At 67.9% G+C, this 20,856-nt stretch carries 22 protein-coding genes; 7 read left to right on the top strand and 15 right to left on the bottom strand.

Annotation, left to right across the window (positions count from 1 at the left end):
- Positions 1-70 precede the first annotated feature (70 nt).
- Positions 71-919, bottom strand: coding sequence for an alpha/beta hydrolase (locus EGY25_RS03620; RefSeq protein ID WP_135193686.1), 849 nt, complete (start codon positions 917-919; stop codon positions 71-73).
- 88 nt (positions 920-1,007) lie between these two features.
- Here EGY25_RS03620 and EGY25_RS03615 point away from each other — a divergent pair, with 88 nt between their 5' ends.
- The gene (locus EGY25_RS03615; RefSeq protein WP_135193685.1) at positions 1,008-1,265 is read left to right on the top strand and encodes an Lrp/AsnC ligand binding domain-containing protein; all 258 of its coding nucleotides are present in this window, start codon (positions 1,008-1,010) and stop codon (positions 1,263-1,265) included.
- Here the strand turns inward: EGY25_RS03615 and EGY25_RS03610 are convergent.
- A complete protein-coding gene (locus tag EGY25_RS03610; RefSeq protein ID WP_135193684.1) occupies positions 1,262-1,777 on the bottom strand; it encodes a GNAT family acetyltransferase in 516 nt (171 codons plus the stop codon). The two genes, EGY25_RS03615 and EGY25_RS03610, sit on opposite strands and share 4 nt — an antisense overlap.
- Positions 1,778-1,892: 115 nt before the next feature.
- Between EGY25_RS03610 and hmgA the strand changes: the two genes are divergently transcribed.
- Positions 1,893-3,188 (top strand): homogentisate 1,2-dioxygenase, encoded by a 1,296-nt coding sequence (gene hmgA, locus EGY25_RS03605; protein WP_209307964.1) that lies wholly within the window; start codon positions 1,893-1,895, stop codon positions 3,186-3,188.
- Entirely contained in the window at positions 3,185-3,550 is a 366-nt protein-coding gene (locus EGY25_RS03600; RefSeq protein WP_135193683.1) for a hypothetical protein, read from the top strand. Before hmgA ends, EGY25_RS03600 begins: the two co-directional genes overlap by 4 nt.
- A gap of 80 nt (positions 3,551-3,630) precedes the next feature.
- Here the strand turns inward: EGY25_RS03600 and EGY25_RS03595 are convergent, their stop codons facing one another.
- The 13 genes from EGY25_RS03595 to EGY25_RS03535 all read right to left on the bottom strand — a co-directional run bounded on the left by EGY25_RS03595 (position 3,631) and on the right by EGY25_RS03535 (position 15,952).
- Positions 3,631-3,936, bottom strand: a complete 306-nt coding sequence (locus EGY25_RS03595) for a hypothetical protein (protein WP_135193682.1) — start codon at positions 3,934-3,936, stop codon at positions 3,631-3,633.
- 91 nt (positions 3,937-4,027) lie between these two features.
- Entirely contained in the window at positions 4,028-4,999 is a 972-nt protein-coding gene (glk, locus tag EGY25_RS03590; protein WP_135193681.1) for a glucokinase, read from the bottom strand.
- A gap of 31 nt (positions 5,000-5,030) precedes the next feature.
- On the bottom strand, positions 5,031-6,920 hold the full coding sequence (gene edd / locus EGY25_RS03585) for a phosphogluconate dehydratase (RefSeq protein ID WP_135193680.1): 1,890 nt from the start codon (positions 6,918-6,920) through the stop codon (positions 5,031-5,033).
- Position 6,921: 1 nt separating this feature from the next.
- Positions 6,922-7,638, bottom strand: coding sequence for a 6-phosphogluconolactonase (gene pgl, locus EGY25_RS03580; protein WP_135193679.1), 717 nt, complete (start codon positions 7,636-7,638; stop codon positions 6,922-6,924).
- Positions 7,631-9,103 (bottom strand): glucose-6-phosphate dehydrogenase, encoded by a 1,473-nt coding sequence (gene zwf / locus EGY25_RS03575; protein ID WP_135193678.1) that lies wholly within the window; start codon positions 9,101-9,103, stop codon positions 7,631-7,633. The genes pgl and zwf overlap by 8 nt, the downstream gene beginning before the upstream one ends.
- Positions 9,104-9,151: 48 nt before the next feature.
- Positions 9,152-9,778: a bifunctional phosphoribosyl-AMP cyclohydrolase/phosphoribosyl-ATP diphosphatase HisIE gene (hisIE, locus tag EGY25_RS03570; RefSeq protein ID WP_135193677.1), complete on the bottom strand. Its 627-nt coding sequence runs from the start codon at positions 9,776-9,778 to the stop codon at positions 9,152-9,154.
- Positions 9,775-10,542, bottom strand: a complete 768-nt coding sequence (gene hisF, locus EGY25_RS03565) for an imidazole glycerol phosphate synthase subunit HisF (protein ID WP_135193676.1) — start codon at positions 10,540-10,542, stop codon at positions 9,775-9,777. Before hisF ends, hisIE begins: the two co-directional genes overlap by 4 nt.
- A complete protein-coding gene (gene hisA / locus EGY25_RS03560; protein ID WP_135193675.1) occupies positions 10,539-11,276 on the bottom strand; it encodes a 1-(5-phosphoribosyl)-5-[(5-phosphoribosylamino)methylideneamino]imidazole-4-carboxamide isomerase in 738 nt (245 codons plus the stop codon). The genes hisF and hisA overlap by 4 nt, the downstream gene beginning before the upstream one ends.
- Positions 11,270-11,875: an imidazole glycerol phosphate synthase subunit HisH gene (hisH, locus tag EGY25_RS03555; RefSeq protein ID WP_209307963.1), complete on the bottom strand. Its 606-nt coding sequence runs from the start codon at positions 11,873-11,875 to the stop codon at positions 11,270-11,272. The genes hisA and hisH overlap by 7 nt, the downstream gene beginning before the upstream one ends.
- Before the next feature lie 166 nt (positions 11,876-12,041).
- Complete coding sequence (hisB, locus tag EGY25_RS03550; protein WP_135193673.1) at positions 12,042-13,466, bottom strand: imidazoleglycerol-phosphate dehydratase HisB; 1,425 nt, start codon at positions 13,464-13,466, stop codon at positions 12,042-12,044.
- Positions 13,463-14,770, bottom strand: coding sequence for a histidinol dehydrogenase (gene hisD / locus EGY25_RS03545; protein ID WP_135193672.1), 1,308 nt, complete (start codon positions 14,768-14,770; stop codon positions 13,463-13,465). Before hisD ends, hisB begins: the two co-directional genes overlap by 4 nt.
- On the bottom strand, positions 14,770-15,651 hold the full coding sequence (hisG, locus tag EGY25_RS03540) for an ATP phosphoribosyltransferase (protein ID WP_135193671.1): 882 nt from the start codon (positions 15,649-15,651) through the stop codon (positions 14,770-14,772). The genes hisD and hisG overlap by 1 nt, the downstream gene beginning before the upstream one ends.
- Positions 15,652-15,661: 10 nt before the next feature.
- Positions 15,662-15,952, bottom strand: a complete 291-nt coding sequence (locus EGY25_RS03535) for a YerC/YecD family TrpR-related protein (RefSeq protein WP_135193670.1) — start codon at positions 15,950-15,952, stop codon at positions 15,662-15,664.
- A gap of 187 nt (positions 15,953-16,139) precedes the next feature.
- Between EGY25_RS03535 and EGY25_RS03530 the strand changes: the two genes are divergently transcribed.
- The 4 genes from EGY25_RS03530 to EGY25_RS03515 all read left to right on the top strand — a co-directional run bounded on the left by EGY25_RS03530 (position 16,140) and on the right by EGY25_RS03515 (position 20,815).
- Entirely contained in the window at positions 16,140-17,348 is a 1,209-nt protein-coding gene (locus EGY25_RS03530; protein ID WP_135193669.1) for an NAD(P)/FAD-dependent oxidoreductase, read from the top strand.
- Positions 17,349-17,611: 263 nt separating this feature from the next.
- Positions 17,612-19,033, top strand: a complete 1,422-nt coding sequence (locus EGY25_RS03525) for a circularly permuted type 2 ATP-grasp protein (protein ID WP_135193668.1) — start codon at positions 17,612-17,614, stop codon at positions 19,031-19,033.
- Complete coding sequence (locus EGY25_RS03520; protein WP_135193667.1) at positions 19,033-19,971, top strand: alpha-E domain-containing protein; 939 nt, start codon at positions 19,033-19,035, stop codon at positions 19,969-19,971. The genes EGY25_RS03525 and EGY25_RS03520 overlap by 1 nt, the downstream gene beginning before the upstream one ends.
- Before the next feature lies 1 nt (position 19,972).
- Positions 19,973-20,815 (top strand): transglutaminase family protein, encoded by an 843-nt coding sequence (locus EGY25_RS03515; RefSeq protein ID WP_135193666.1) that lies wholly within the window; start codon positions 19,973-19,975, stop codon positions 20,813-20,815.
- The last annotated feature ends 41 nt before the right edge of the window (positions 20,816-20,856 follow it).

The following is a 20,856-nucleotide window of genomic DNA, read 5'->3' as shown; positions in this document are numbered from 1 at the left end:
TTAGGATCGGCGCGTATCTGGACATGCGATATTGTGGAGGGCGGGAACGGCTTCGTCCACGGGTTCGCCGTCAGCATGCGGCGCGCGCGTGCGCCAAGGCGGCCAGCCGTTCGACCATCGGGCTGTCCGCATCGAACAATGGATCCAGCACCGTGAAATGGTTGAGAGCCGGCAGGGCCTCGAAGCGTGTTTCCGCGCCTAGAGCGCCCCAATGCCCGGCCATGTCGCGGCTTTGCTGAAGGAAGGCGTCGCTTTCGTCGCCGCCCACGATGCAGTTTAAAATGGCGCCGGCGGACGGGACCCAGTGGATCGGCGACAGCGCGCGCGCCTCGGTCGGGCTCAGGTCTAGGGCGGCGTTCAGCGAGGTCGGGATCAGCGGCTCCAGGTCGAACACGCCCGAGATGGAGACGGCGGCCGAGGCGCGACCGTCCGCCAACAGGCAGGCCGCCATATGCCCGCCCGCCGAATGGCCGCTGACAACAGGGCGAGCGCCGGTGCGGTCATGGATCAGATCGACGGCGACGCGCATCTGGTCGACGATCCGGCCCAGCCGCACGGTCGGCGCCAGGTCGTAGGTCGGGATGGCGACGCTGACGCCGTGAGCCAGCAGGGGCGGGGCGACGAAGCTGAACCAGCCAGCGTCCAGCGCTTGCCAATATCCGCCGTGGATGAAGACCACGACCGGCGCACCTGTCCCTGCGTCGAACCAGTCGATCCCTTCGCGTTCGCCGGGACCGTAGTGCAGGATTTCGGGCGGATGGGTGGCGCGAGCAGCCTTCGATCCCGCCTTCCAGCGCGCCATGACGGCGGGGTGGTCGGGGGCCAGGGCGCGGTTGTTGTATTGCGCCTCCAGCACGGCGTCTGTGTCTTGCGGCTTACCCGGCACGTCTTGATCCGCCCCAATTTTAAGCGAGAGCATGATTCACGCTTCTGTCGGAACCGCGCAGCGGTTCCACCAGAAACGATCATGCTCTACGAACGCCCTCGAACCAGAGGACTGATCCGCCATGATGACCGCCATCTTCGTCTTCATCAAATGCGAGCTGGGCTACGCCAACGAGGTAGCGGCCGATATCGTCGACAATGTCGAGAACGTCTCGGAGGTCTATTCGACCTCGGGCCAGCACGACCTGCTGGCCAAGTTCAACCTGCCGCGCGACGCCGACATTGGGACCTTCGTGACCAAACAGGTGCAGACGCGGCCGCATGTCCGCGACACCTTCACCGTCATCACCTTTTCGCCCTTCCTGCCGAAACAGGCCTAGGGTTTTCGGGCGGCTCCCGCCTTGCGCTTGACCTCGTCCTTGCGCTCTTCCGCCTCGTCGTCGTCGCCGACCTTCTCCTCGACCGTGGCCGAGAAACGCTGGAAGGCGCCCAGGCCGACCAGCACCAGGACGGCGGCGATCAGCAGGGCGGAGGGATAGAGCAGCAGGGCGACGTCCTCGCGCGCCGTCTTGAACACCACCACCAGCGCCTCCAGGAACAGGGCGATGACGATGGTGGACAGGAACTTCGTCAGGCTGCGCCGGGCCTCGGCGGCGCTGCGCCGCTCATTGCCGCGCCGCACCTCATCCTCGAAGATGTATTTGGCCACATCGAACACGGCGATGGCGACGATGACATAGCCCAGCATGTCCAGCACGGCGTCGGCCCCGGACTGATCCGGTCGGCCGATCCCTTCCACCGCATCCTTCACGCCAAACCCGATCAGGGCCATGGCGGAAAGCAGCAGCAGAAGACTGGCGAAGCCGAAGACGGCGCGGGTCAGATAGGTCATGGCGGTGCAGCTCCCTGGCGGCTGTCAACGCGCGAACGGCCAAGCTGTTGCCTCGCCGCAAAAGGGTGACGCTGGTCCAAGGGACGGCTAAACCGACGCCATAGGGAGACACGACATGACGCGATCCAACGCGCCCGCCTATTTGACCGGCTTCGGCAATCATTTCGCGACCGAGGCCGCGCCCGGCGCCCTGCCCGTAGGCCAGAACTCGCCGCAGAAGACGCCGATGGGCCTGTATGCCGAACAGCTGTCCGGCACGGCCTTCACCGCCCCGCGCGCCGAGAACCGCCGCAGCTGGCTGTATCGCCTGCGCCCCTCGGCCCAGCACGGCCCCTATGTGGCCTTCGACCAGGGCCGCGTCCGCTCGGGGCCGTTCGACGAGACCCCGCCCAATCCCAACCGGATGCGCTGGGACCCTCTGCCCGTGCCCGAGACCCCGACCGACTGGGTCGAGGGCCTGGTGAGCTATGGCGGAAATGGCGAACCCGACGCGGGCGCAGGCGCGGGCATCCACCTGTATGTCGCCAACCGCTCGATGACCGACCGCGTCTTCTACGATGCCGACGGCGAGCTGCTGATCGTGCCGCAACAGGGCGCCCATCGGTTCGTCACCGAGATGGGGGTGATCGAGGCCGGGCCAGGCCATGTCGTACTGATCCCGCGCGGCGTCCGGTTCCGCGTCGAGGTCGACGGGCCCGTTCGCGGCTATGTCTGCGAAAACTACGGCAGTCCGTTCCGCCTGCCGGACCTTGGTCCCATCGGGTCAAACGGCCTGGCCAATCCGCGCGACTTCGAAACCCCGGTTGCGGCGTTCGAGGACGTGGATCGCCCCACCCAGTGCGTCCAGAAATACGGCGGCCGTCTGTGGGCCACGACCTTCGACCACAGCCCTCTGGACGTGGTCGCCTGGCATGGCAATCTGGCGCCCTGCCGCTATGACACGGCGCGGTTCAACACGATCAACACCGTCAGCTACGACCACCCCGATCCGTCGATCTTCACCGTCCTGACCAGCCCGTCCGAGACGCCGGGCACGGCCAATATCGACTTCGTCATTTTCCCGCCACGCTGGATGGTGGCTGAGCATACGTTCCGACCGCCCTGGTTCCACCGCAACGTCATGAGCGAGTTCATGGGGCTGGTGACCGGCGCCTATGACGCCAAGGCCGGCGGCTTCGCACCGGGCGGCGCGTCCCTGCACAACCGGATGAGCGGCCATGGTCCCGATCAGGCCAGCTATGACGGCGCGGTCAAGGCGGAGCTGAAGCCGCACAAGATCGAAAACACCCTGGCCTTCATGTTCGAGACGCGCATGCCGATCCGCGTCACGAAATGGGCGTCCGAATCACCGCAGATGCAGCTCGACTACGACGACGTCTGGTCAGGTTTCACCAAAGGACAGATCTCATGATCCGCGTTTCCCTCATCGCCGCCGTCGCCCTGCTGGCCGCCGCCTGCTCGCCTCAGACCACGACGAGCGCCGGCTCCGACGCCCCCATGCAGAGCGCCGAGGCCTCGGCCTGCGCCACGCGCGGCGGCACGATGAAACAGGTCGGCCGGATGCAGTCCTGGCAGTGCGTGATCTCTTACGCCGACGCCGGCAAGCGCTGCACCGACGGCGATCAATGCCAGGGCGACTGCCGCATCGAGGGCAACAGCGGCGTCGCGCCGGGCGCGGCGACGGCTGGCGTCTGTCAGGCCACCAGCGACCGCTTCGGCTGCAACACCCCGGTCGAAGACGGCAAGGCCGGCCCGACCCTCTGCATCGACTGACCCATCACGCACGAAAAAGCCCCCGTCGCGAACGATGGGGGCTGATCCATCCGTAAACGGATTTACTGGGTCGCCAAATCTTACTGGGTCGAAGGCGTGTTGTTGGTGGTCATGCCGCCGTCGGCATTGCCGGCTTGCTGCTCGACCATGTCGGCCTTGCGGTCGGCGTTCTTCTCGACCTGATCGGCCTGAGCATTCAGAGCCGTTTCCTGGGCCTCGTTCGAGGTCGCAGCGGCTTGGGCTTCCAGCTGATCGGCGCGGGCTTCACCCGTCGCTTCGATGGCGTCGGCTTGCTTTTCAGCGGCCTTGTCGGCGGCGCTTTCACCGCAGGCGGCGACGCCGGCGAGCATGAAGACCGAAGCGGCGGCGATGGCGAACTTTTTCATTTGAGTTTCCTCTCCTAGGTGGAAACTCAAAAACGCCAAGGCGCCGGTTCGGTTCACGCCGCCGTGAGATTTTCGTGATCGCCCGAGTTTTTCAGTCTTCGGACTGGGCGAAGGCGACGCGCGCCGCGCCCAGCAGGGCGGCGTGCTTGTGCATGATCACCTTGGTCGGAATATCGGTCATATAGTCCTTGAACCGGCCCTTGCGTTCGAACCGCTGGCGGAAGGGACTGGCCTTGATGAAGGGCAGAATGCGCGGGACGATGCCGCCGGCGATATAGACGCCGCCGCGCGCCCCGGTCGTCAGGGCGATGTCGCCGGCCACGGCGCCCAGGATGGCGCAGAAGCGGGCCAGGGTCGCGCCGCACGGGCTGTTCGGGTCCGCCATCGCCGTCTCGGTGATCTGGGCCGGGTCGTCGATATGGGTCTCGCGGCCGTCGATCTCGGCCAACGCCCTGTGCATGTTCAGCAGGCCGGGACCGCAGATCAGGCGCTCGATGGACACCCGGTCATAGCGACGACGCAGGATGCGCAGGATTTCGTCCTCGACCGGATCGCCGGGCGGAAAACAGGCGTGGCCGCCCTCGGACGGCATGGCCATTTCCTTGCCGTAGGCGTCGCGCACGAGGGCGGCGACGCCGAAGCCGGTGCCGGGCCCCAATACGGCCACGGTGGAGTGGGGATCGCCGTCCACCGGTCCGCCCAGGCTTTCCAGCTGGTCTTCCGGCACGATGGGCGCGCCCCAGGCCAGGGCCTCGAAATCGTTGATCAGCTTGACCGGCTTCAGGCCCAGGGTCTGAAGCTCGGTCTCGGACACCGCCCAGGGCGAGTTGGTCAGGTCGATGGCGCCGTCGGTGACGGGGCCGGCCACGGCGATCACGCCGCCCGTCGGCTTGACCTCGCAGCCGTCCACGAAGGCGGCGACGCCTTCCAGGAAGGTCGGATAGGTCTCGGCGGGAAAGCTCTCGTGGTGATCCAGCACGGGCTTTCCATCGACCATGCGGGCCACGGCGAAGCGGGCATTCGTGCCGCCGACATCGCCGACGAGAAGGGTCTTGTCATTCATTTCAGGCGTTTCCTGCGCTCGGTTCGGTGGATCAGGCGTCCACTGTCCGGTCGACGAAGTTGGGGTTGGGCGGCGTGTCATCGCTTCCGCGTGAACCGGTCGGGACGGCGAAACAGACGGTCGCCCCCTGTTCGGCCGTGGTGACCACATGGCGGAAGGCGCCGAACAGTTCGCGGCCATAGCCCCAGGATGATCCCTCGGCGTTGGCGGCGGAACGGGCGGCGAGGGGACGGGCGGTCAGGTCGGCGATCCCGACCGTGGTCAGGACCCCGGCCTCGGCGTCCAGGCGGATGATGTCGCCGTCCTGCACATGGGCCAGGGGGCCGCCGGCCAGGGCCTCGGGCGAGACGTGGATGGCGGCCGGGGTCTTGCCGCTGGCGCCCGACATGCGGCCGTCGGTGACGAAGGCGACCTTGAACCCCTTGTCCTGAATGACCGACAGGGCGGGAGACAGGCTGTGCAGTTCGGGCATGCCGTTCGCCTTGGGTCCCTGGAAGCGCAGGACCACGACGACGTCGCGGAACAGTTTGCCGTCCCGGAAGGCTTGGAGCGCGTCCTCCTGGGTCTCGAACACGGCGGCGGGGGCCTCGACGATGCGGTTTTCGGGTTTGACCGCCGAGATCTTGATGACCGCGCGGCCCAGGTCGCCTTGGACGAGCCGCAGACCGCCCTCCTTGTCGAAGGGGTTTGAGGCGGGGCGCAGGATGTCGAGATCGAGGCTTTCCGAGACGCCGTCGCGCCAGACCAGTTCGCCGTCCACCATCGACGGTTCCTGGAAATAGGCCTCGATTCCCTGACCCATGATGGTGGTCACGTCGCTGTGGATATTGCCGGCCTTGGCCAGTTCACGCGCGATGAAGGCGACGCCGCCGGCGGCCTGGAAGGCGTTCACGTCGGCCGAGCCGTTGGGATAGACCCGCGCCAGCAGCGGCGTGACCGACGACAGTTCGTCCATGTCGGTCCAGTCGATCAGCACGCCCGCCGCCCGCGCCATGGCGACCAGGTGGATGGCGTGGTTGGTCGAACCGCCGGTGGCCAGCAGGGCCACGATCATGTTGACGATGGACTTCTCGCTGATGACGTCGGCCATGCGGCACTCGCCGCTGCGGGCCAGTTGGACCGCCCGCCTGGCCGCCGCCGCCGTCAGGGCATCGCGCAGGCCGGTGTCGGGATGGACGAAGGCGGTGGACGGCATGTGCAGCCCGCCCAGCTCCATCATCATCTGGTTGGAGTTGGCCGTGCCATAGAAGGTGCAGGTGCCGGGCGAGTGATAGCTGCCGATCTCGCTTTCCAGCAGGGTTTGTCGATCGACGCGGTTCTGGGCGTATTCGGCGCGGACGCGGGCTTTCTCCGCATTCGGAATGCCCGACGGCATCGGCCCGGCGGGGGCGAAGACGACCGGCAGATGACCGAAGGCCAGGGCCCCCATGAATAGGCCGGGGACGATCTTGTCGCAGACGCCCAGCATCAGGGCGGCGTCGAAGGCGTCGTGCGTCAGGGCCACGCCGGTGGACATGGCGATGACGTCGCGGCTGAACAGCGACAGCTCCATACCCGGACGTCCCTGGGTGACGCCGTCGCACATGGCGGGCGTGCCGCCGGCGACCTGGGCCGTGGCCCCGACCTCGCGCACGGCCTTGCGCACCACGTCGGGGAAGCGTTCGAACGGCTGGTGGGCTGAGAGCATGTCGTTATAGGCGGTGACGATGCCCAGATTGGGCTTGGACCCGTCCATGGCCGTCAGCTTGTCGGCGATGGTCTGGCCGGCGAAGGCGTGGGCCCAGTTGGCGCAGCTCAGCTTGGCGCGGCCGGTCCCGCTGTCGCGCGCGGCGTCCATGCGACGGATGTAGTCGGCGCGGGTCTCGCGGCTTTTCTCGACGATGCGGGCGGTGACCGCGGCGACCGTGGGGTGCAGGGCCATGTCAGCTGGCTTCCGTGTACAGAACTTCGAGGGGGACACCGGCGGCGATCAGGGCTGCGATGGGCTGAATCCTGGGATCGCCCTGGGCCTGTTCCTCGAAGATGCGACGCTTGACGGCGCCCTTCAAGCCCAGGATCACCCGGCCGGCCGACATCAGATAGGCCAGGTTGATCGACAGGCGCTCGATCGTCGGCGCCGCGCCGTCGCGGCCGTGGGGCACGCCCAGAACCGTCGGCTTCAGCGTCGGCGTCAGCAGGGTCTTCAGCGTCGGGCTGTTGGGGAACATGGAACAGATATGGCCATCCTCCCCCATGCCGAGAAGGACCGCATCGAAACGCCCGCCCGCATCGGCCAGAGCCTTGGCCGCCACGATGCCCGCACGGTCCACCGTGACCTCGGGCGTATAGAGGGGGATGAAGCGCGCGGCCGCCGCTTTGTCCTGCAACAGCACGTCACGGATCAGGCGGGCGTTCGATTCCGGCGAGGTCTCGGGGACATAGCGCTCGTCCACCAGGGTCGCGGCGATCTTGGACCAGTCCAGGTCGGTCGCGGCGAGACGGCGATAGACCGGCGCGGGCGTCGAACCGCCCGGACCGGCGAACAGGGCGCGGCCGTTCTCGCGGACGGCGGCACCCAGGGTCTCGGACAGGCGGGCGGCGATGGCCTCGGCCCAGGTCTCGACGGTGGGGAAGGTTTCGACGGGGCGGGGCTCAGACATCGGTCGTGTTCCAGTCGCGGCCGGTTCGCATCATCAGCATGTCGGCGCTGTCGGGGCCCCAGGTGCCGGCGACGTATTCGTCGGGCTTCAAGCCGGATTCGGCCCAGGCTTCGGACACCTCGTCCACCCATTTCCAGGCCTGCTCGGCCTCGTCGCGGCGCACGAATAGCGTCGAGTCTCCGGCCATCGCATCCAGCAGCAGCCGCTCATAGGCGATGCGGCGGCGGGGCGGAGCGGCGGACTTGCCGTCCCCCGAATTTGGGACGCCCCACGACAGGCTCATCTTGATCGGTTGAAGCTGCATGCGCCGATCCAGGCCGGGGCGCTTGTTCATCACCGTCAGCGAGATGTCTTCCTCGGGCTGAAGCTCGATGACCATGCGGTTGGCCTGAACCTCGCCCCGGTCGTCACGGTCGAAGATCGAGTGGGGCAGCGGCTTGAACTGGATGACGATCTCGGTGCGCTTCTCCGGCAAGCGCTTTCCGGTCCGCATGAAGAAGGGCACGCCGGCCCAGCGCCAGTTGTCGATGTCGGCGCGTACGGCGACGAAGGTTTCGGTGTCGGACTCGGCTCCCCGTTCCTCGTCATAGCCCTTGGCCGGTTTGCCCTCTGAGACGCCCGCCACATACTGGCCGCGCACGGTGACGCGCTCGGCCTCGTCCACCGTGACGGGACGCAGGGAGCGCAGCACCTTGACCTTCTCGTTACGCACCGAATCCGGGTCCAGATCGCTGGGTGGCTCCATCGCCACCAGACACAGCAGCTGCAGCATGTGGTTCTGCAGCATGTCGCGCAGGGCGCCGTATTCGTCATAGTAGGGCCAGCGATCGCCGACCCCCACCGTCTCGCCGATCGTGATCTGGACGTGATCGATCGACAGGTTGTTCCACAGCGGCTCGAAGATCGTATTGCCGAAGCGCAGGGCGATCAGGTTCTGGACCGTCTCCTTGCCCAGATAATGGTCGATACGGAACACCTGGTCTTCGCTGAAGGCGTGGGCCACGGCGTCGTCGATCTCCAGGAAGGACTTCAGGTCGCGCCCGACCGGCTTCTCCAGCACGATGCGGCAGTTCTTGTCCGCCAGACCCGCCGCCTTCATCGCCGTGACGATGCGGGCGTAGAGCGAGGGGGAGACGGCCAGGAACGACGTGACCTCGCCGTCGCCGACCTTGTCCTTCAGGGGCTTGAGGCTGTCGGGCGAGGTGGCGTCCACGGCCAGATAGTCCAGGCGGGCCTTCATCCTGGACCAGCTGGTTTCGTCCCAGGCCTGGTCGGCCTCGGCGCGGGCTTTCACGGCCTCATGCACCTTGGCGATATAGTCGTCGGCGCTTTCTTCCGAACGGGCGGCGCCGATGATCTTCAGTCCTTCAGGCAGCAGGCCGTCGTGTTCGAGGAAATACAGCGACGGCAGCAGCATGCGCATCGCCAGATCGCCGCCGCCGCCGAACAGAATGAGAGCCGCCATAGAATTTCCCTCGACTGTCCCATTTGTCGGGACGCACGCCTTTACGGCCTAGCCGCTGTCTTTGGCCGCTTCCGCGCGTGAGGCCAACACGTCCAGCACGTCCTGAAACACCATGTTACGGGCATGGAGAAGAACGAGCAGGTGATAGATCAAATCCGCAGCCTCGCTGGCGAGTTCCTCGTCAGGGCCTGCAACGCCGGCGAGAGCCGTCTCTACGCCTTCTTCACCGACCTTTTGGGCGATGCGTTTGGGGCCTTGGGCGATCAGTTTGGCGGTCCAGCTTTCGGACGGGTCGGCGGCGGCGCGCACGGCGATGGTCTGTTCCAGCCGAGCGATGCGGCCCACGCCTGGCGCATCGGCGTCGCCGAAGCAGCTGGTCCGGTTCAGGTGGCAGGCGTTGCCGACAGGCCGGACCGACAGGACCAGAGCGTCGTTGTCGCAGTCGGGCGTTATGCCCACGACATATAGCCGGTCCCCCGAGGTCTCGCCCTTCCTCCACCGCCCGCCGCGCGAGCGGGAGAAGAAGGTGGCTTCCTTGGACGCGAGGGTCTCGTCCAGGGCGGCGCGGTCCATATAGGCCAGGGTCAGGACCTGAAGCGTGGCGGCGTCCTGCACCACCACGGGGACAAGGCCATTCCCTTTTTCGAAATCGATGGTGTTGGGGTCGAGGATCATATCCGCATCTCCAGGCCTTGGTCGGCCAGGTATCGTTTCAAGTCGGGGATGGCTATCGCGCCGGTGTGAAAGACGCTGGCGGCCAGCGCGCCGGAAACGTCGGCCTGTTCGAACACGTCCCTGAAATGCTCAGGCGCGCCGGCGCCGCCCGAGGCGATCAGGGGGATGGTCAGGCGCGCGCGAGCGGCAGACAGTTGTGCGATGTCATAGCCTTTGCGCACCCCGTCCTGGTCAATGCAGTTCAGCACGATTTCGCCGGCGCCCAGGTTCTGCGCCTCGTCCAGCCAGTCCAGGGTGCGCTTGCCGGCGTGGCGACGGGCGTCGGGGTCGCCGGTGTATTTGTGGACCACCCATTCGCCGTCCTCCAGACGGCTATCGACGCCGACGACGACGCACTGGCTGCCCAGTCGTGCGGCCATGTCGGCGATCAGCTCGGGGCGTTCCAGGGCGGGGGAGTTGATCGAGACCTTGTCCGCGCCGTGATCCAGGCAGCGGGCCGCCTGATCCACGCTGCGGATGCCGCCGGCGACGCAGAAGGGGATGTCCAGCAGCCGGGCGATGTCCTTGATCCAGCCATAGTCCAGCGTCCGCCCTTCGGGGCTGGCGGTGATGTCGTAGAATACCAGTTCGTCGGCGCCCGCATCGCGGTATCGGGCGGCCAGTTCCGCCGCGTCGCCCATGTCGGTATGGCCGACGAACTTCACGCCCTTGACCACCCGGCCGTCCTTGACGTCCAGGCAGGGGATGATCCGCCGCGCTGTCACGACCGTTTAGCCGTCGCGATGGCTTCGGGCAGGGTGAAGCGGCCTTCGTAAAGGGCGCGGCCGACGATGACCCCGTGACAGCCCAGAGCCTTTACCGCCGCGATGTCTTCCAGAGACGAGACCCCGCCCGAGGCCTGGAGCACTAGGTCGGGACGGCGCTGACGGATTTCCGCCAGCAGATCCAGATTCGGTCCGGTCATTGCGCCGTCGCGGCCGACGTCCGTCACCAGCAGATGCTTGGCCGTCCCCTTGGGATAACGATCCAGCGCCTCCCACAGGGTGACGCCCGACGACTGGGTCCAGCCCTTCAGGGCGGGGACGGGCACGCCGTCCTCGATCTTGACGTCCAGGGCCAGGGTGATGCGTTCGACGCCAAAGCCCTTGAGCCAGGCGGCCACATCGTTGGGCTGGGTCACCGCCAGGGAGCCGACCACGACGCGCGACACGCCCGCGTCCAGCAGTTTGGCCACGTCGTTGGCCCCGCGCACCCCGCCGCCCGACTGGATCTTGACGTCGATGGCCTGGGTCAGTTCGCCGATCAGGCCGTGCTGACGCGCCTCGCCCGCCTCTGCGCCGTCCAGATCGACGATGTGGATCCACTGCGCGCCCTCGGTCGTGAAGGCGGTCAGCCGGGCGGCCGGCTGTTCGTCATATTGCGTCACCTGGTCGAACTTGCCGTGCATCAGACGCACGCAGACGCCGCCCTTCAGGTCGATGGCGGGATATATCAGCATGACAGGCCCAGAAAGTTCTTGAGGATGGTCGCCCCGGCCTCGGCCGAGCGTTCGGGGTGGAACTGGCAGCCCCAGCGGTTGGCGGATCGCACCATGGCCGGAACGACCCCGCCATAGTCGGCGCGGGCCAGGGTCGCCGGGCCGTCGGGACAGACGAAGCCATGGACGAAATAGGCGTAGGCGCCGTCGGCGACGCCTTCCAGCAGCGGGTCGTCCCGGTCGCGGGTCAGGCGGCTCCAGCCCATGTGCGGCACCGGCAGGTCGCCCGCCGGTTCGAGCCGGGTCACCGTGCCGGGGATCAGGTCCAGCAGATCGACGCCCTCGCCCTCGCCCTCCTCGCTGCGCCCGAACAGCAGTTGCTGGCCCAGGCAGACGCCCAGCAGGGGGCGTGAAAAGGCGCGGATCGGTTCGACCAGACCCAGTTCGGTCAGGCGGCTCATGGCGTAACCGGCCGCGCCGACGCCGGGCAGGATGACCCTTTCGGCCTCGGCAATCACAGCGGGGTCGTCGGTCAAGCGCACGGTCGCGCCCAGCCGCTCCAGCGCGAACTGGACCGAGGCGACGTTGCCGGCGCCGTAGGCGATGACGGCGACTTCCATCAGCCTTCTCCCCTCGGGGGAGAAGGTGGCTCGCGGAGCGAGACGGATGAGGGGGCTGCCAGACGCAGATCCGCTCTTGCCGTCAGTGGGGCCGACAGAGCCCCCTCATCCGAGCCCTTCGTGCCCACCTTCTCCCCCGAGGGGAGAAGGAATGCGGGTGCGCTCATCACAGCACCCCCTTGGTGCTCGGCACCGTGTCGCCCTCGACCCGAATGGCCTGGCGCAGGGCGCGGCCGAAGGCCTTGTAGACGGCCTCGGTCTTGTGGTGGTCGTCCTGGCCGGTGACCGAGATGTGGACGGCGGCGCCCATGGCCTCGGCCAGCGAGCGGAAGACGTGGGCCGTCAGGTCGGTGCGGTAGTCGCCGATGAAGGGGGTGTCGAACGTGCCCTCGAACAGCGGATAGGGGCGGCCGGACAGGTCGATGGAGACGGTGGCGTTGGCCTCGTCCATCGGCAGGACGAAGCCATAGCGGGCGATGCCCTTGCGCTCGCCCAGCGCCTGTTTCAGCGCCTGGCCCAGGGCGATGGCGCTGTCCTCTATGGTGTGGTGCGGGTCGGTGTGCAGGTCGCCCTCGCACTGGAGCCGCAGGGAGAAGCCGCCGTGGGCCGCGATCTGCTCCAGCATGTGATCGAAGAAGCCGACGCCGGTCTCGATCTTGATCGGGCCGGGGGCGTCCAGATCGACGGCGCAGACGATGCGGGTCTCTTTCGTATCGCGCACGGCCTGACCGACGCGGGCCGGGCGGCGCTTGGCGGGTGTCAGGCCGAAGGCGGCCAGCAGCCGGTCGTTGACCTCGGGCTTGATCGAGACGGGCAGGCGTAAGCGATCGCCCGACAGGTCGGCCTCGACGCCGTAGGTTTTCAGCGCGGCCAGGGCGGCGACGGGGTCTTCCGGCCGGGCCATGACGATGGGGCCCACACCGGGCTCGACCGGCATCTGGCGGCCCAGTTCGCGGGCGATCCGCTCGCGCTCGCGTCGGACCGAGGCGATCCTCTCGGCGGTCTCGATCATCCGCGACGGGTCCAGCGCCTGCTGGGCCAGCCGGACCAGAGGTTCGGGCAGGGCGTAGGGCTCCAGCACCGAGGCGAGGCGGGCCAGGGTCGGGGCCTGGGCGATGGCGGCGCCGACGCGGGCGCCGGCTAAACCATAGGCCAGGGACAGGCTGCGCAGCACGACCAGGTTGGTCTGGTCGGCGACGACCGTGACCGCCGAGACACTGTCGGAGAACTCGATCAGGCCCTCGTCCACCACCAGCAGGGCCGGGGCGACGCGTGCGGCCATTTCGGCGACGGCCTCGGGTGAGCCGAGGGCGCGGATCACCACCACAGCCGGTTCGCCCTTGGCCGGATAGATGGCGGCGAGACTGTCATAGGGCTCGGCCTTGGGCGCCTCGACCGAGCCGCCGTCGCGGGCGGCGATGCGCCAGGCCAGTTCCAGCCCGTGGGTCAGGCCGCGCACCGGCAGGACCTGGTCGGCGGGTAACGCGTAGATTGCGGCCATGCGGGCGGCGAGGGCGACAGGCTCGCCGGGATAGCGATCCAGGCCTTCGCCGCCGGAGACCAGCGGGGGATAGGGGGCGGGCAGGGTCATCCTTCGGCCCTCAGGTCGGCGGCGCGGGCGTGGGCTTCGAGGCCTTCCATCCGGGCCAGGCGGGCGGCGATGGGAGCAAGCGCGCGGGCGCCGGCCTCGCTGACCAGCTGGACCGACATGGTGGTCATGAAGCTGGCGGTGGTGACGCCGCCCAGGGTGCGGGCGCCGCCGTCGGTGGGCAGGACGTGGCTGGGGCCAGCAGCGTAGTCGCCCAGGGTCTCGGCGGCGAAGCGCCCGACGAAGACGGCGCCGGCGGCCTTGATGGAGTCCACCAAGGGCTCGGGGTCGTCGATCTGGATCGCCAGGTGTTCGGGGCCATAGAGGTTGGCGACCTCTGCGGCGGCGTCGAGGTCACGGACCAGGATGGCGCGGGCCTCGTTCAGCGAGGCGCGGGCGATGGCTTCGCGCGGCAGGGTGGCGACCTGGGTTTCAACCTCCGACAGGATGTAGTCGATGGTGGCGCGGCTGGTGGAGACCAGGATGACCTGGGCGTCGGCGTCGTGTTCGGCCTGGCTGAGCAGGTCGGCGGCGGCGATCTCGGGCGCGGCGTCGCGGTCGACGATGACCATCAGTTCGGACGGGCCGGCGGGCATGTCGACGGCGGGACCGCCGGGCAGGGCTGAGGCCTGTTTCTTGGCTTCGGCCACATAGGCGTTGCCGGGGCCGAACAGCTTGTCGCAGGCGGGGATGGTCCCGTCTTCCAGCTCGACGCCGAAGGTCAAGGCGGCGATGGCCTGGGCGCCGCCCATCAGCCAGAGGGCGTCGAGGCCGGCCTCTGCGGCGGCCAGGATCATGGCGGGGTGGACGCCGCCGGACTTGTCAGGCGGGGTGACGGCGACGCGCTGGCCCACGCCCGCAACGCCGGCGGGGATGGCCAGCATCAGCAGGGAAGAGAACAGAGGCGCGGTGCCGCCGGGGATGTAGAGGCCGGCCGAGGCGATGGGGCGCCAGGCCAGTTTCGAGCGCACGCCGGGCGTGGTCTCGATGAAGGGGGTGTCCTCCGGCTTGGTCGCCTGGTGGAAGACGCGGACATTCTCTGCCGCCATGCGCAGGGCGCGGACGTCGCCGGGGGGCAGGGCGTTGCGAGCCTCGGCCACGGCTTCGGGCGTGATGGCGATGCGGCGTGGCGGCGCCTTGTCCAGCTTGACGCACCAGTCGGTGACGGCCGCGCCGCCGCGCATCCGCACATCGTCCAGGATAGTGCGGACCACGTCGGTCACGTCGCCGGCCGTGCGCTGGGCCGGGCGGACTAGGGCCGCCTTTTTTCCGGCGGCGTCGAGGGAAGACCAGTCGATCAGCTTCATCACATCATCTTCTCGATGGGCAGGACCAGGATGGCCGAGGCGCCGGCGGCCTTCAGCTTCTCCAGCGTCTCCCAGAAGACGGCTTCCTGGCAGACGGCGTGGACGGCGACGGCGTCGTCGCGGCCCATCAAGGGCATGACGGTGGGCGAGCCGGCGCCGGGGAGGATGGCCGTGATCTGGTCCAGCGAGGCGCGCGGGGCGTTCAGCATGACGTATTTGGCGCCTTGCGAGGACACCACGCCCGACATCCGCTCGATGATGCTGTCCAGCAGGTGTTGCAGGCCGGGCTCGGGCGCGACCGGGGACTGGATCAGGACGGCCTGGCTTTCCAGCACCGTATCCTTGGCGCCCAGGCCGTTGGCCTCCAGCGTCGCGCCGGTCGAGACCAGGTCGCAGATGGCGGCGGCCAGCTTCAGCCGGGGCGCGACCTCGACGGCGCCGCGCATGACGACGATCTCGGCCTTGACCCCACGCTCGTCCAGGAAGCGGCGCAGGATCTTGGGATAGGAGGTGGCGATGCGCAGCCCGTCCAGCGAGGCCGGGCCGTCATAGGCCAGGGTCGGGGGCGTGGCGATCTTCAGGGTGCAGCGGCCGAAGCCCAGCGGCATGACGACGGACGCATTGGCGCCGCCGTTGCGGCCTTCCTCCAGCACGTTCTCGCCGACGATACCCAGGTCGCAGACGCCGTCGGCGACGAAGGTGGGGATGTCGTCGTCGCGGACGCGCAGCAGGTCGATCGGATAGTTCTCGACCCGATACAGCAGGTCGTTGTGGCCCTTGACCCATTTCAGGCCCGCGTCGCGGATCAGGTCGAGGCTGCGGTCGGCCAGACGGCCGGATTTCTGGACGGCGATGCGAAGCCGGCCTTGGACGGTGCTCATGTTCGGATACTCAGTTCGTGTTCTTCAGGCGGTCCAGGGCGAGGCGGTAGCCCTGGTGCGGCATGTCTTTGAGATAACGGGCGACGCGGACGACGGTGGTGGGGCTGGCGTGGGCCTCGACCGCGATCTCGCGATAGGATTTGCCGCCGGCGTCGAGCAGGCGCGCCACCTGCCAGCGCTCTGCGAAGGCGCGCAGTTCCGCCGGGGTGCAAAGATCGGCCAGAAAGGCGTTGATCTCGGCGCGCGTCTGCATCGACAGCAGGGCGTCGTGGAGGGCGTCGCGGGCGGGAGGGGTCGTCATGCGTGTTCCACTATGCTGTAACAGTGGAACGGTCAAGGGGCGTTTAGTGAGCTGGGCGTGAGCAAGGGGTGAGCGAGAAGTGAGCGGGACTTGTCTGGCTCACCTCTTGCTCACTAGCACTCTTCACCGATCCGCCACTCGCCACTCGCCACTCGCCACTCGCCACTCGCCACTCTACATCCCTCTCATGACCAAGATCCTGATCATCGGCGCCGGACATGCCGGCGGCTCCGTCGCGGCGTTTCTGCGGCAGTACGGCCATGAGGGGCCGATCGTGCTGATCGGCGAGGAGTATGCGCCGCCCTATCAGCGACCGCCGCTGTCCAAGGCCTGGCTGAAGGGCGAGACCGATCTGGAGGCGCTGCTGCTGCGGCCGCTGAGCTTCTATGCCGAGCAGAACATCGACTTCCGGCCTTCGACCGTCGCCGTGTCGGTGGACCCCGCAGCGAAGACGGTCGCCTTCCACGACGGATCGAGCGAGACCTATGACATTCTGGTGCTGGCGACCGGATCGACGGCGCGGAAACTGCCGGTTCCGGGCGGGGATCATCCCGACCTGCTGGAACTGCGCACGCTGAAGGACGCCGAACGGCTGAAGGCCGTGCTGGGGCCGGGCAAGCGGCTGGCGGTGGTCGGCGGCGGCTATGTGGGCTTAGAGGCGGCGGCCTCGGCCCGCGCCTTGGGCGCCGAGGCGGTGGTGATCGAACGGGCGCCGCGCGTGCTGGCGCGGGTGGCGTCGGAAACCCTGTCGGCCTTCTTCACCGCCCAGCATCGGGCGCACGGGGTCGAGATCCTGACCGGGGCCGAGGTGGTCGCCGTGGCCCAGGAAGGCGTGACACTAGCGGACGAGTCGGTTGTGCGGGCGGATGCGGTGCTGGTCGGGGTCGGCGCGCTGGCGTGTGATGGGCTGGCGCGGTCGGCGGGCTTGCGCTGCGACGATGGGGTGGTGGTGGACGAACAGGCGCGGACCAGCGATCCAGCCATCTTCGCCGTGGGCGACATGACGCGGCGGCCGATACCTGTTCACGGCGGGGTGCATCATCGGCTTGAGAGCGTGCCCAATGCGCTGGAACAGGCCAAACAGGCGGCGGCGGCCATCGTCGGACGGGACGGGCCGACGCCCGAGGTGCCGTGGTTCTGGTCCGACCAGTACGACTTCAAGCTTCAGATCGCCGGCCTGCCGTTCGACGCCGACCGGCAGGTGGTGCGCGGCGATCCGTCGGCGTCGGGCTTTGCGGTGTTCCACCTGAACGGCGACCGCATCGTCTGCGTCGAGGCGGTCAATGCGCCGCCGGAGTTCATGGCGGGCAAGCAGTTGATCGGGAAAGCGACGCCGGTCGATCTAGAAAAGCTGGCCGATCCGGCGATTTCGATGAAGGCCGTGGCGGCGGGGTGACCCCGACTTTCTCCCTCCCCGTTCGGGGAGGGGCGTCGCGCAGCGACGGGGTGGGGGCGGCCCGGCAGGGTCGCATTGCCCCAGGCAAGACATATCGTCGGATGTCGCCCTGCCGCCCCCACCCGACCTCGCTCCGCTCGGCCACCCTCCCCCGCAGGCGGAGGGAGAGGCGCAGTGCCGCTCCTCGTCGCCGCAGTGCAACAAAACTGTTGCGCTTTTCGTTTGGGGACGTTCAAGCTGCGATCTCAACGCGGCGGGGGCGAATGACGAGAGCTTTCGACGAAATGAACGGCGGCGGGTCGGGTGCGATCCGCGACAGCTACAGGACTCTGGCGGCGTGGCTGGAAAACGCGCCGGCCGATCTGCTGCAGGCGCGTTCGCGTCAGGCGGAGCTGTTCTTCCGCCGCATGGGCGTGACCTTCGCCGTCTATGGCGACGAGGAATCCAACGAACGCCTGATCCCCTTCGACGTGGTGCCGCGCATCATCGGCGCGGACGAATGGAGCGGGCTGGAAAAAGGGTTGAAGCAGCGGGTCACCGCCATCAACGCCTTCCTGAAAGACATCTATGGCGCGCAGGAATGCATCAAGGCGGGCATCGTCCCCGCCGACCTGATCCTGACCAATCCGCATTATCGACCCGAGATGCAGGGCCGCCGTCCACCGGGCGACGTCTGGTGCCATATCTCGGGTGTCGATCTGGTGCGCACGGGCGAAGACGGCTTCTACGTGCTGGAAGACAACTGCCGCACGCCGTCGGGAGTCTCCTACATGCTGGAGAACCGCGAGATGATGATGCGGCTGTTCCCCGACCTGTTCGCGGAACATGCGGTGCGGCCGGTCGAAATCTATACCGACATGCTTCTGCGGTCGTTGCAGGCGTCCGCGCCGGCGGGCGCGGGGGCGGACCCGACCATCGTCGTGCTGACGCCGGGGCCGTTCAACTCGGCCTACTATGAGCACAGCTTCCTGGCCGACAAGCTGGGGGTCGAACTGGTCCAGGGCACGGACCTGTTCGTCAACGACGACACGGTCTTCATGCGCACGACCGAGGGGCCGAAACGGGTCGATGTCATCTATCGTCGCATCGACGACGACTTCATCGATCCGCTGACCTTCATGCCGAACTCGACGGTCGGGGTGCCGGGACTGATGTCGGCCTATTTCGCCGGACGGGTAACGCTGGCCAATGCGATCGGGACGGGCGTGGCCGACGACAAGGCCGTCTATACCTATATGCCCGAGATCATCCGCTTCTTCACCGGCGAGGATGCGATCCTGCAGAACGTGCCGACGTGGCGTTGCCGCGAGGCGGACGCGCTGAAAGAGGTGCTGGATAAGCTGCCGGAACTGGTGGTCAAGGAAGTGGGCGGATCGGGCGGCTATGGCATGCTGGTCGGGCCGACCTCCACTAAGGCCGAGATCGAGGCCTTCCGCGCCAAGCTGATCGCCGATCCCGACGACTTCATCGCCCAGCCGACGCTGAGCCTGTCGACCGCGCCGACCCTGAACGGCGGCGCCCTGTCGCCCCGCCACGTCGATCTGCGGCCCTTCGTCCTGTCCAGTCCGGCCGGGGTACGTGTCGCGCCGGGCGGCCTGACGCGGGTGGCGCTGAAGGAAGGGTCGCTGGTGGTCAACTCCAGCCAGGGCGGCGGAACCAAGGACACCTGGGTGCTGGACAACTGATGCTTTCACGCACTGCAGACAGCCTGTACTGGACCGGCCGCTATATGGAGCGGGCGGACTTTCTCGCGCGCATTCTTGAGGCCGCTATTCGCCTGGCCGCCCTGCCGGCCAAGGACCAGGCCACCGTCACCGCCTGGGCCGGGGCCATCGCCTCGTCGGGGGTCAAGAGCGGCTTCGACGCCTCGGGCCGGACGATCTCGGAGAAGTCGGTCCGCGAATATCTGGCCTTCGGCTACGACAACTCGACCTCGATCAAGGCCTGTATCACCAAGGCGCGGACCAATGCGCGCTCGGTGCGGACCGCCCTGACCATCGAGTTGTGGGAGGCGATCAACGGCGCCTGGAACGGGCTGAACGAGCTGGGCGAACCGACCAAGCGCGACGACTTCACCAACTTCCTCGACTTCGTGAAATCGACGTCCCTGGCGGTCGAGGGGGCCTCGTCGCGGACCATGCTGCGCAACGACGCCTACTGGTTCCTGCGGCTGGGCATGGCGATCGAGCGGGCCGACAACACCGCGCGCCTGCTGGACGTGAAATACCATCTGCTGCTGCCGCCCGGCGAACGGGTGGGCGGACAGCTGGACTATTTCCAGTGGACGACCCTGTTGCGCGAGGTCTCGGCGCTGACCGCCTATCGCTGGGTCTATCGCGAGAGCGTGCGGCCCTGGCTGGTGGCGGACCTGCTGGTGCTGAACCGCCAGATGCCGCGCTCGCTGGCCTCGTGCCAGGGGATGATCGTCAGCTATCTGGAGCGGCTGGCGACCGATTACGGGCGGCGGGGCCCGGCGCAACGGTTGGCCTCCAACCGCCTGACCCAGTTCAACGAGGCCAAGATCGAGGACATCTTCCAGTCGGGCCTGCACGAGTACATCCAGGGCTTCCTGAACCAGAACAACGCCCTGGCTGCGGCCGTCCAAGAACAGTATCTGGTCTGACATGCGGATCCGGATCGACCACTCCACCCGCTATGCCTACGCTCGCCCGGCGCGGTTCATCGTGCAGATGCTGCGACTGACGCCGCGTTCTTGCGAGGGTCAGCAGGTGCGCGACTGGCGCATTGAGACCGACGTGGACGCCCGCCTGCGTCGCGGCGAGGACGCCTTCGGCAATGTGGTCCACAGCCTCTATACCGAGCGGCCGACCGACGCCCTGACCATCCGGGTCACGGGCGAGGTGGCGACGGTGAACACCGGCGGCGTGGTGCGGCGGGGCCAGGCCGAGCGGCTGTCGCCCATCGTCTTCCTGCGCGAGACGCCGATGACCAAGCCGGATGCGGCCATCGACGACTTCGCCCGCTCGATCCCCGAAGGCGCGACGCTGGGTCGGATGCATGCCCTCATGGGGGCGCTGAAGCAGGATGTGGCGTTCGAGGTCGGCTCGACCTCGGCCAGCCACACCGCCGCCGAAGCCTTCGCCCAGAAGCGCGGCGTCTGTCAGGACCACGCCCAGATCTTCATCGCGTCGGCGCGCCGGATGGGCGTTCCCGCCCGCTATGTCTCGGGCCACCTCAGCCGTCAGGACGGCCAGCACGACCAGGACGCCGCCCACGCCTGGGCAGAGGCCTGGGTCGAGAACCTGGGCTGGGTCGGGTTCGATCCGGCCAACGGCATCAGCCCGACCGAACACTATGTGCGCGTCGCCGTCGGTCTGGACGCGCGCGGGGCCACGCCGATCCGGGGCACCAGCTATGGCGGGGGGCACGAGACCCTGACGGTCGCCCTGAATGTGCGGCCCGTGCAACAGACCCAACAACAACTGCAGTCGCGCGGATGGCCCTGATAGGCATGTCGCGTGAATCTGTTAGCGTCATCGGATTCGCA

The sequence above is a fragment of the Brevundimonas intermedia genome (assembly GCF_004614235.1).
In the GTDB taxonomy this organism is placed as follows: Bacteria; Pseudomonadota; Alphaproteobacteria; order Caulobacterales; family Caulobacteraceae; genus Brevundimonas; species Brevundimonas intermedia_A.
This window is presented reverse-complemented; position numbering and strand designations above follow the sequence as displayed.

Bases quoted from the DNA above. Each gene is read 5' to 3' on its own strand.
- EGY25_RS03530 (WP_135193669.1), top strand. From the start codon at position 16,140: ATGACCAAGATCCTGATCATCGGCGCCGGACATGCCGGCGGCTCCGTC.
- EGY25_RS03615 (WP_135193685.1), top strand. From the start codon at position 1,008: ATGATGACCGCCATCTTCGTCTTCATCAAATGCGAGCTGGGCTACGCC.
- zwf (WP_135193678.1), bottom strand. From the start codon at position 9,103: ATGGCGGCTCTCATTCTGTTCGGCGGCGGCGGCGATCTGGCGATGCGC.
- hisIE (WP_135193677.1), bottom strand. From the start codon at position 9,778: ATGATCCTCGACCCCAACACCATCGATTTCGAAAAAGGGAATGGCCTT.
- EGY25_RS03620 (WP_135193686.1), bottom strand. From the start codon at position 919: ATGCTCTCGCTTAAAATTGGGGCGGATCAAGACGTGCCGGGTAAGCCG.
- EGY25_RS03595 (WP_135193682.1), bottom strand. From the start codon at position 3,936: ATGAAAAAGTTCGCCATCGCCGCCGCTTCGGTCTTCATGCTCGCCGGC.
- EGY25_RS03525 (WP_135193668.1), top strand. From the start codon at position 17,612: ATGACGAGAGCTTTCGACGAAATGAACGGCGGCGGGTCGGGTGCGATC.
- hmgA (WP_209307964.1), top strand. From the start codon at position 1,893: ATGACGCGATCCAACGCGCCCGCCTATTTGACCGGCTTCGGCAATCAT.
- hisD (WP_135193672.1), bottom strand. From the start codon at position 14,770: ATGAAGCTGATCGACTGGTCTTCCCTCGACGCCGCCGGAAAAAAGGCG.
- hisB (WP_135193673.1), bottom strand. From the start codon at position 13,466: ATGACCCTGCCCGCCCCCTATCCCCCGCTGGTCTCCGGCGGCGAAGGC.
- hisG (WP_135193671.1), bottom strand. From the start codon at position 15,651: ATGAGCACCGTCCAAGGCCGGCTTCGCATCGCCGTCCAGAAATCCGGC.
- EGY25_RS03520 (WP_135193667.1), top strand. From the start codon at position 19,033: ATGCTTTCACGCACTGCAGACAGCCTGTACTGGACCGGCCGCTATATG.
- EGY25_RS03535 (WP_135193670.1), bottom strand. From the start codon at position 15,952: ATGACGACCCCTCCCGCCCGCGACGCCCTCCACGACGCCCTGCTGTCG.
- pgl (WP_135193679.1), bottom strand. From the start codon at position 7,638: ATGTCTGAGCCCCGCCCCGTCGAAACCTTCCCCACCGTCGAGACCTGG.
- hisH (WP_209307963.1), bottom strand. From the start codon at position 11,875: ATGGAAGTCGCCGTCATCGCCTACGGCGCCGGCAACGTCGCCTCGGTC.
- hisA (WP_135193675.1), bottom strand. From the start codon at position 11,276: ATGCTGATATATCCCGCCATCGACCTGAAGGGCGGCGTCTGCGTGCGT.
- EGY25_RS03515 (WP_135193666.1), top strand. From the start codon at position 19,973: ATGCGGATCCGGATCGACCACTCCACCCGCTATGCCTACGCTCGCCCG.
- EGY25_RS03600 (WP_135193683.1), top strand. From the start codon at position 3,185: ATGATCCGCGTTTCCCTCATCGCCGCCGTCGCCCTGCTGGCCGCCGCC.
- EGY25_RS03610 (WP_135193684.1), bottom strand. From the start codon at position 1,777: ATGACCTATCTGACCCGCGCCGTCTTCGGCTTCGCCAGTCTTCTGCTG.
- glk (WP_135193681.1), bottom strand. From the start codon at position 4,999: ATGAATGACAAGACCCTTCTCGTCGGCGATGTCGGCGGCACGAATGCC.
- edd (WP_135193680.1), bottom strand. From the start codon at position 6,920: ATGGCCCTGCACCCCACGGTCGCCGCGGTCACCGCCCGCATCGTCGAG.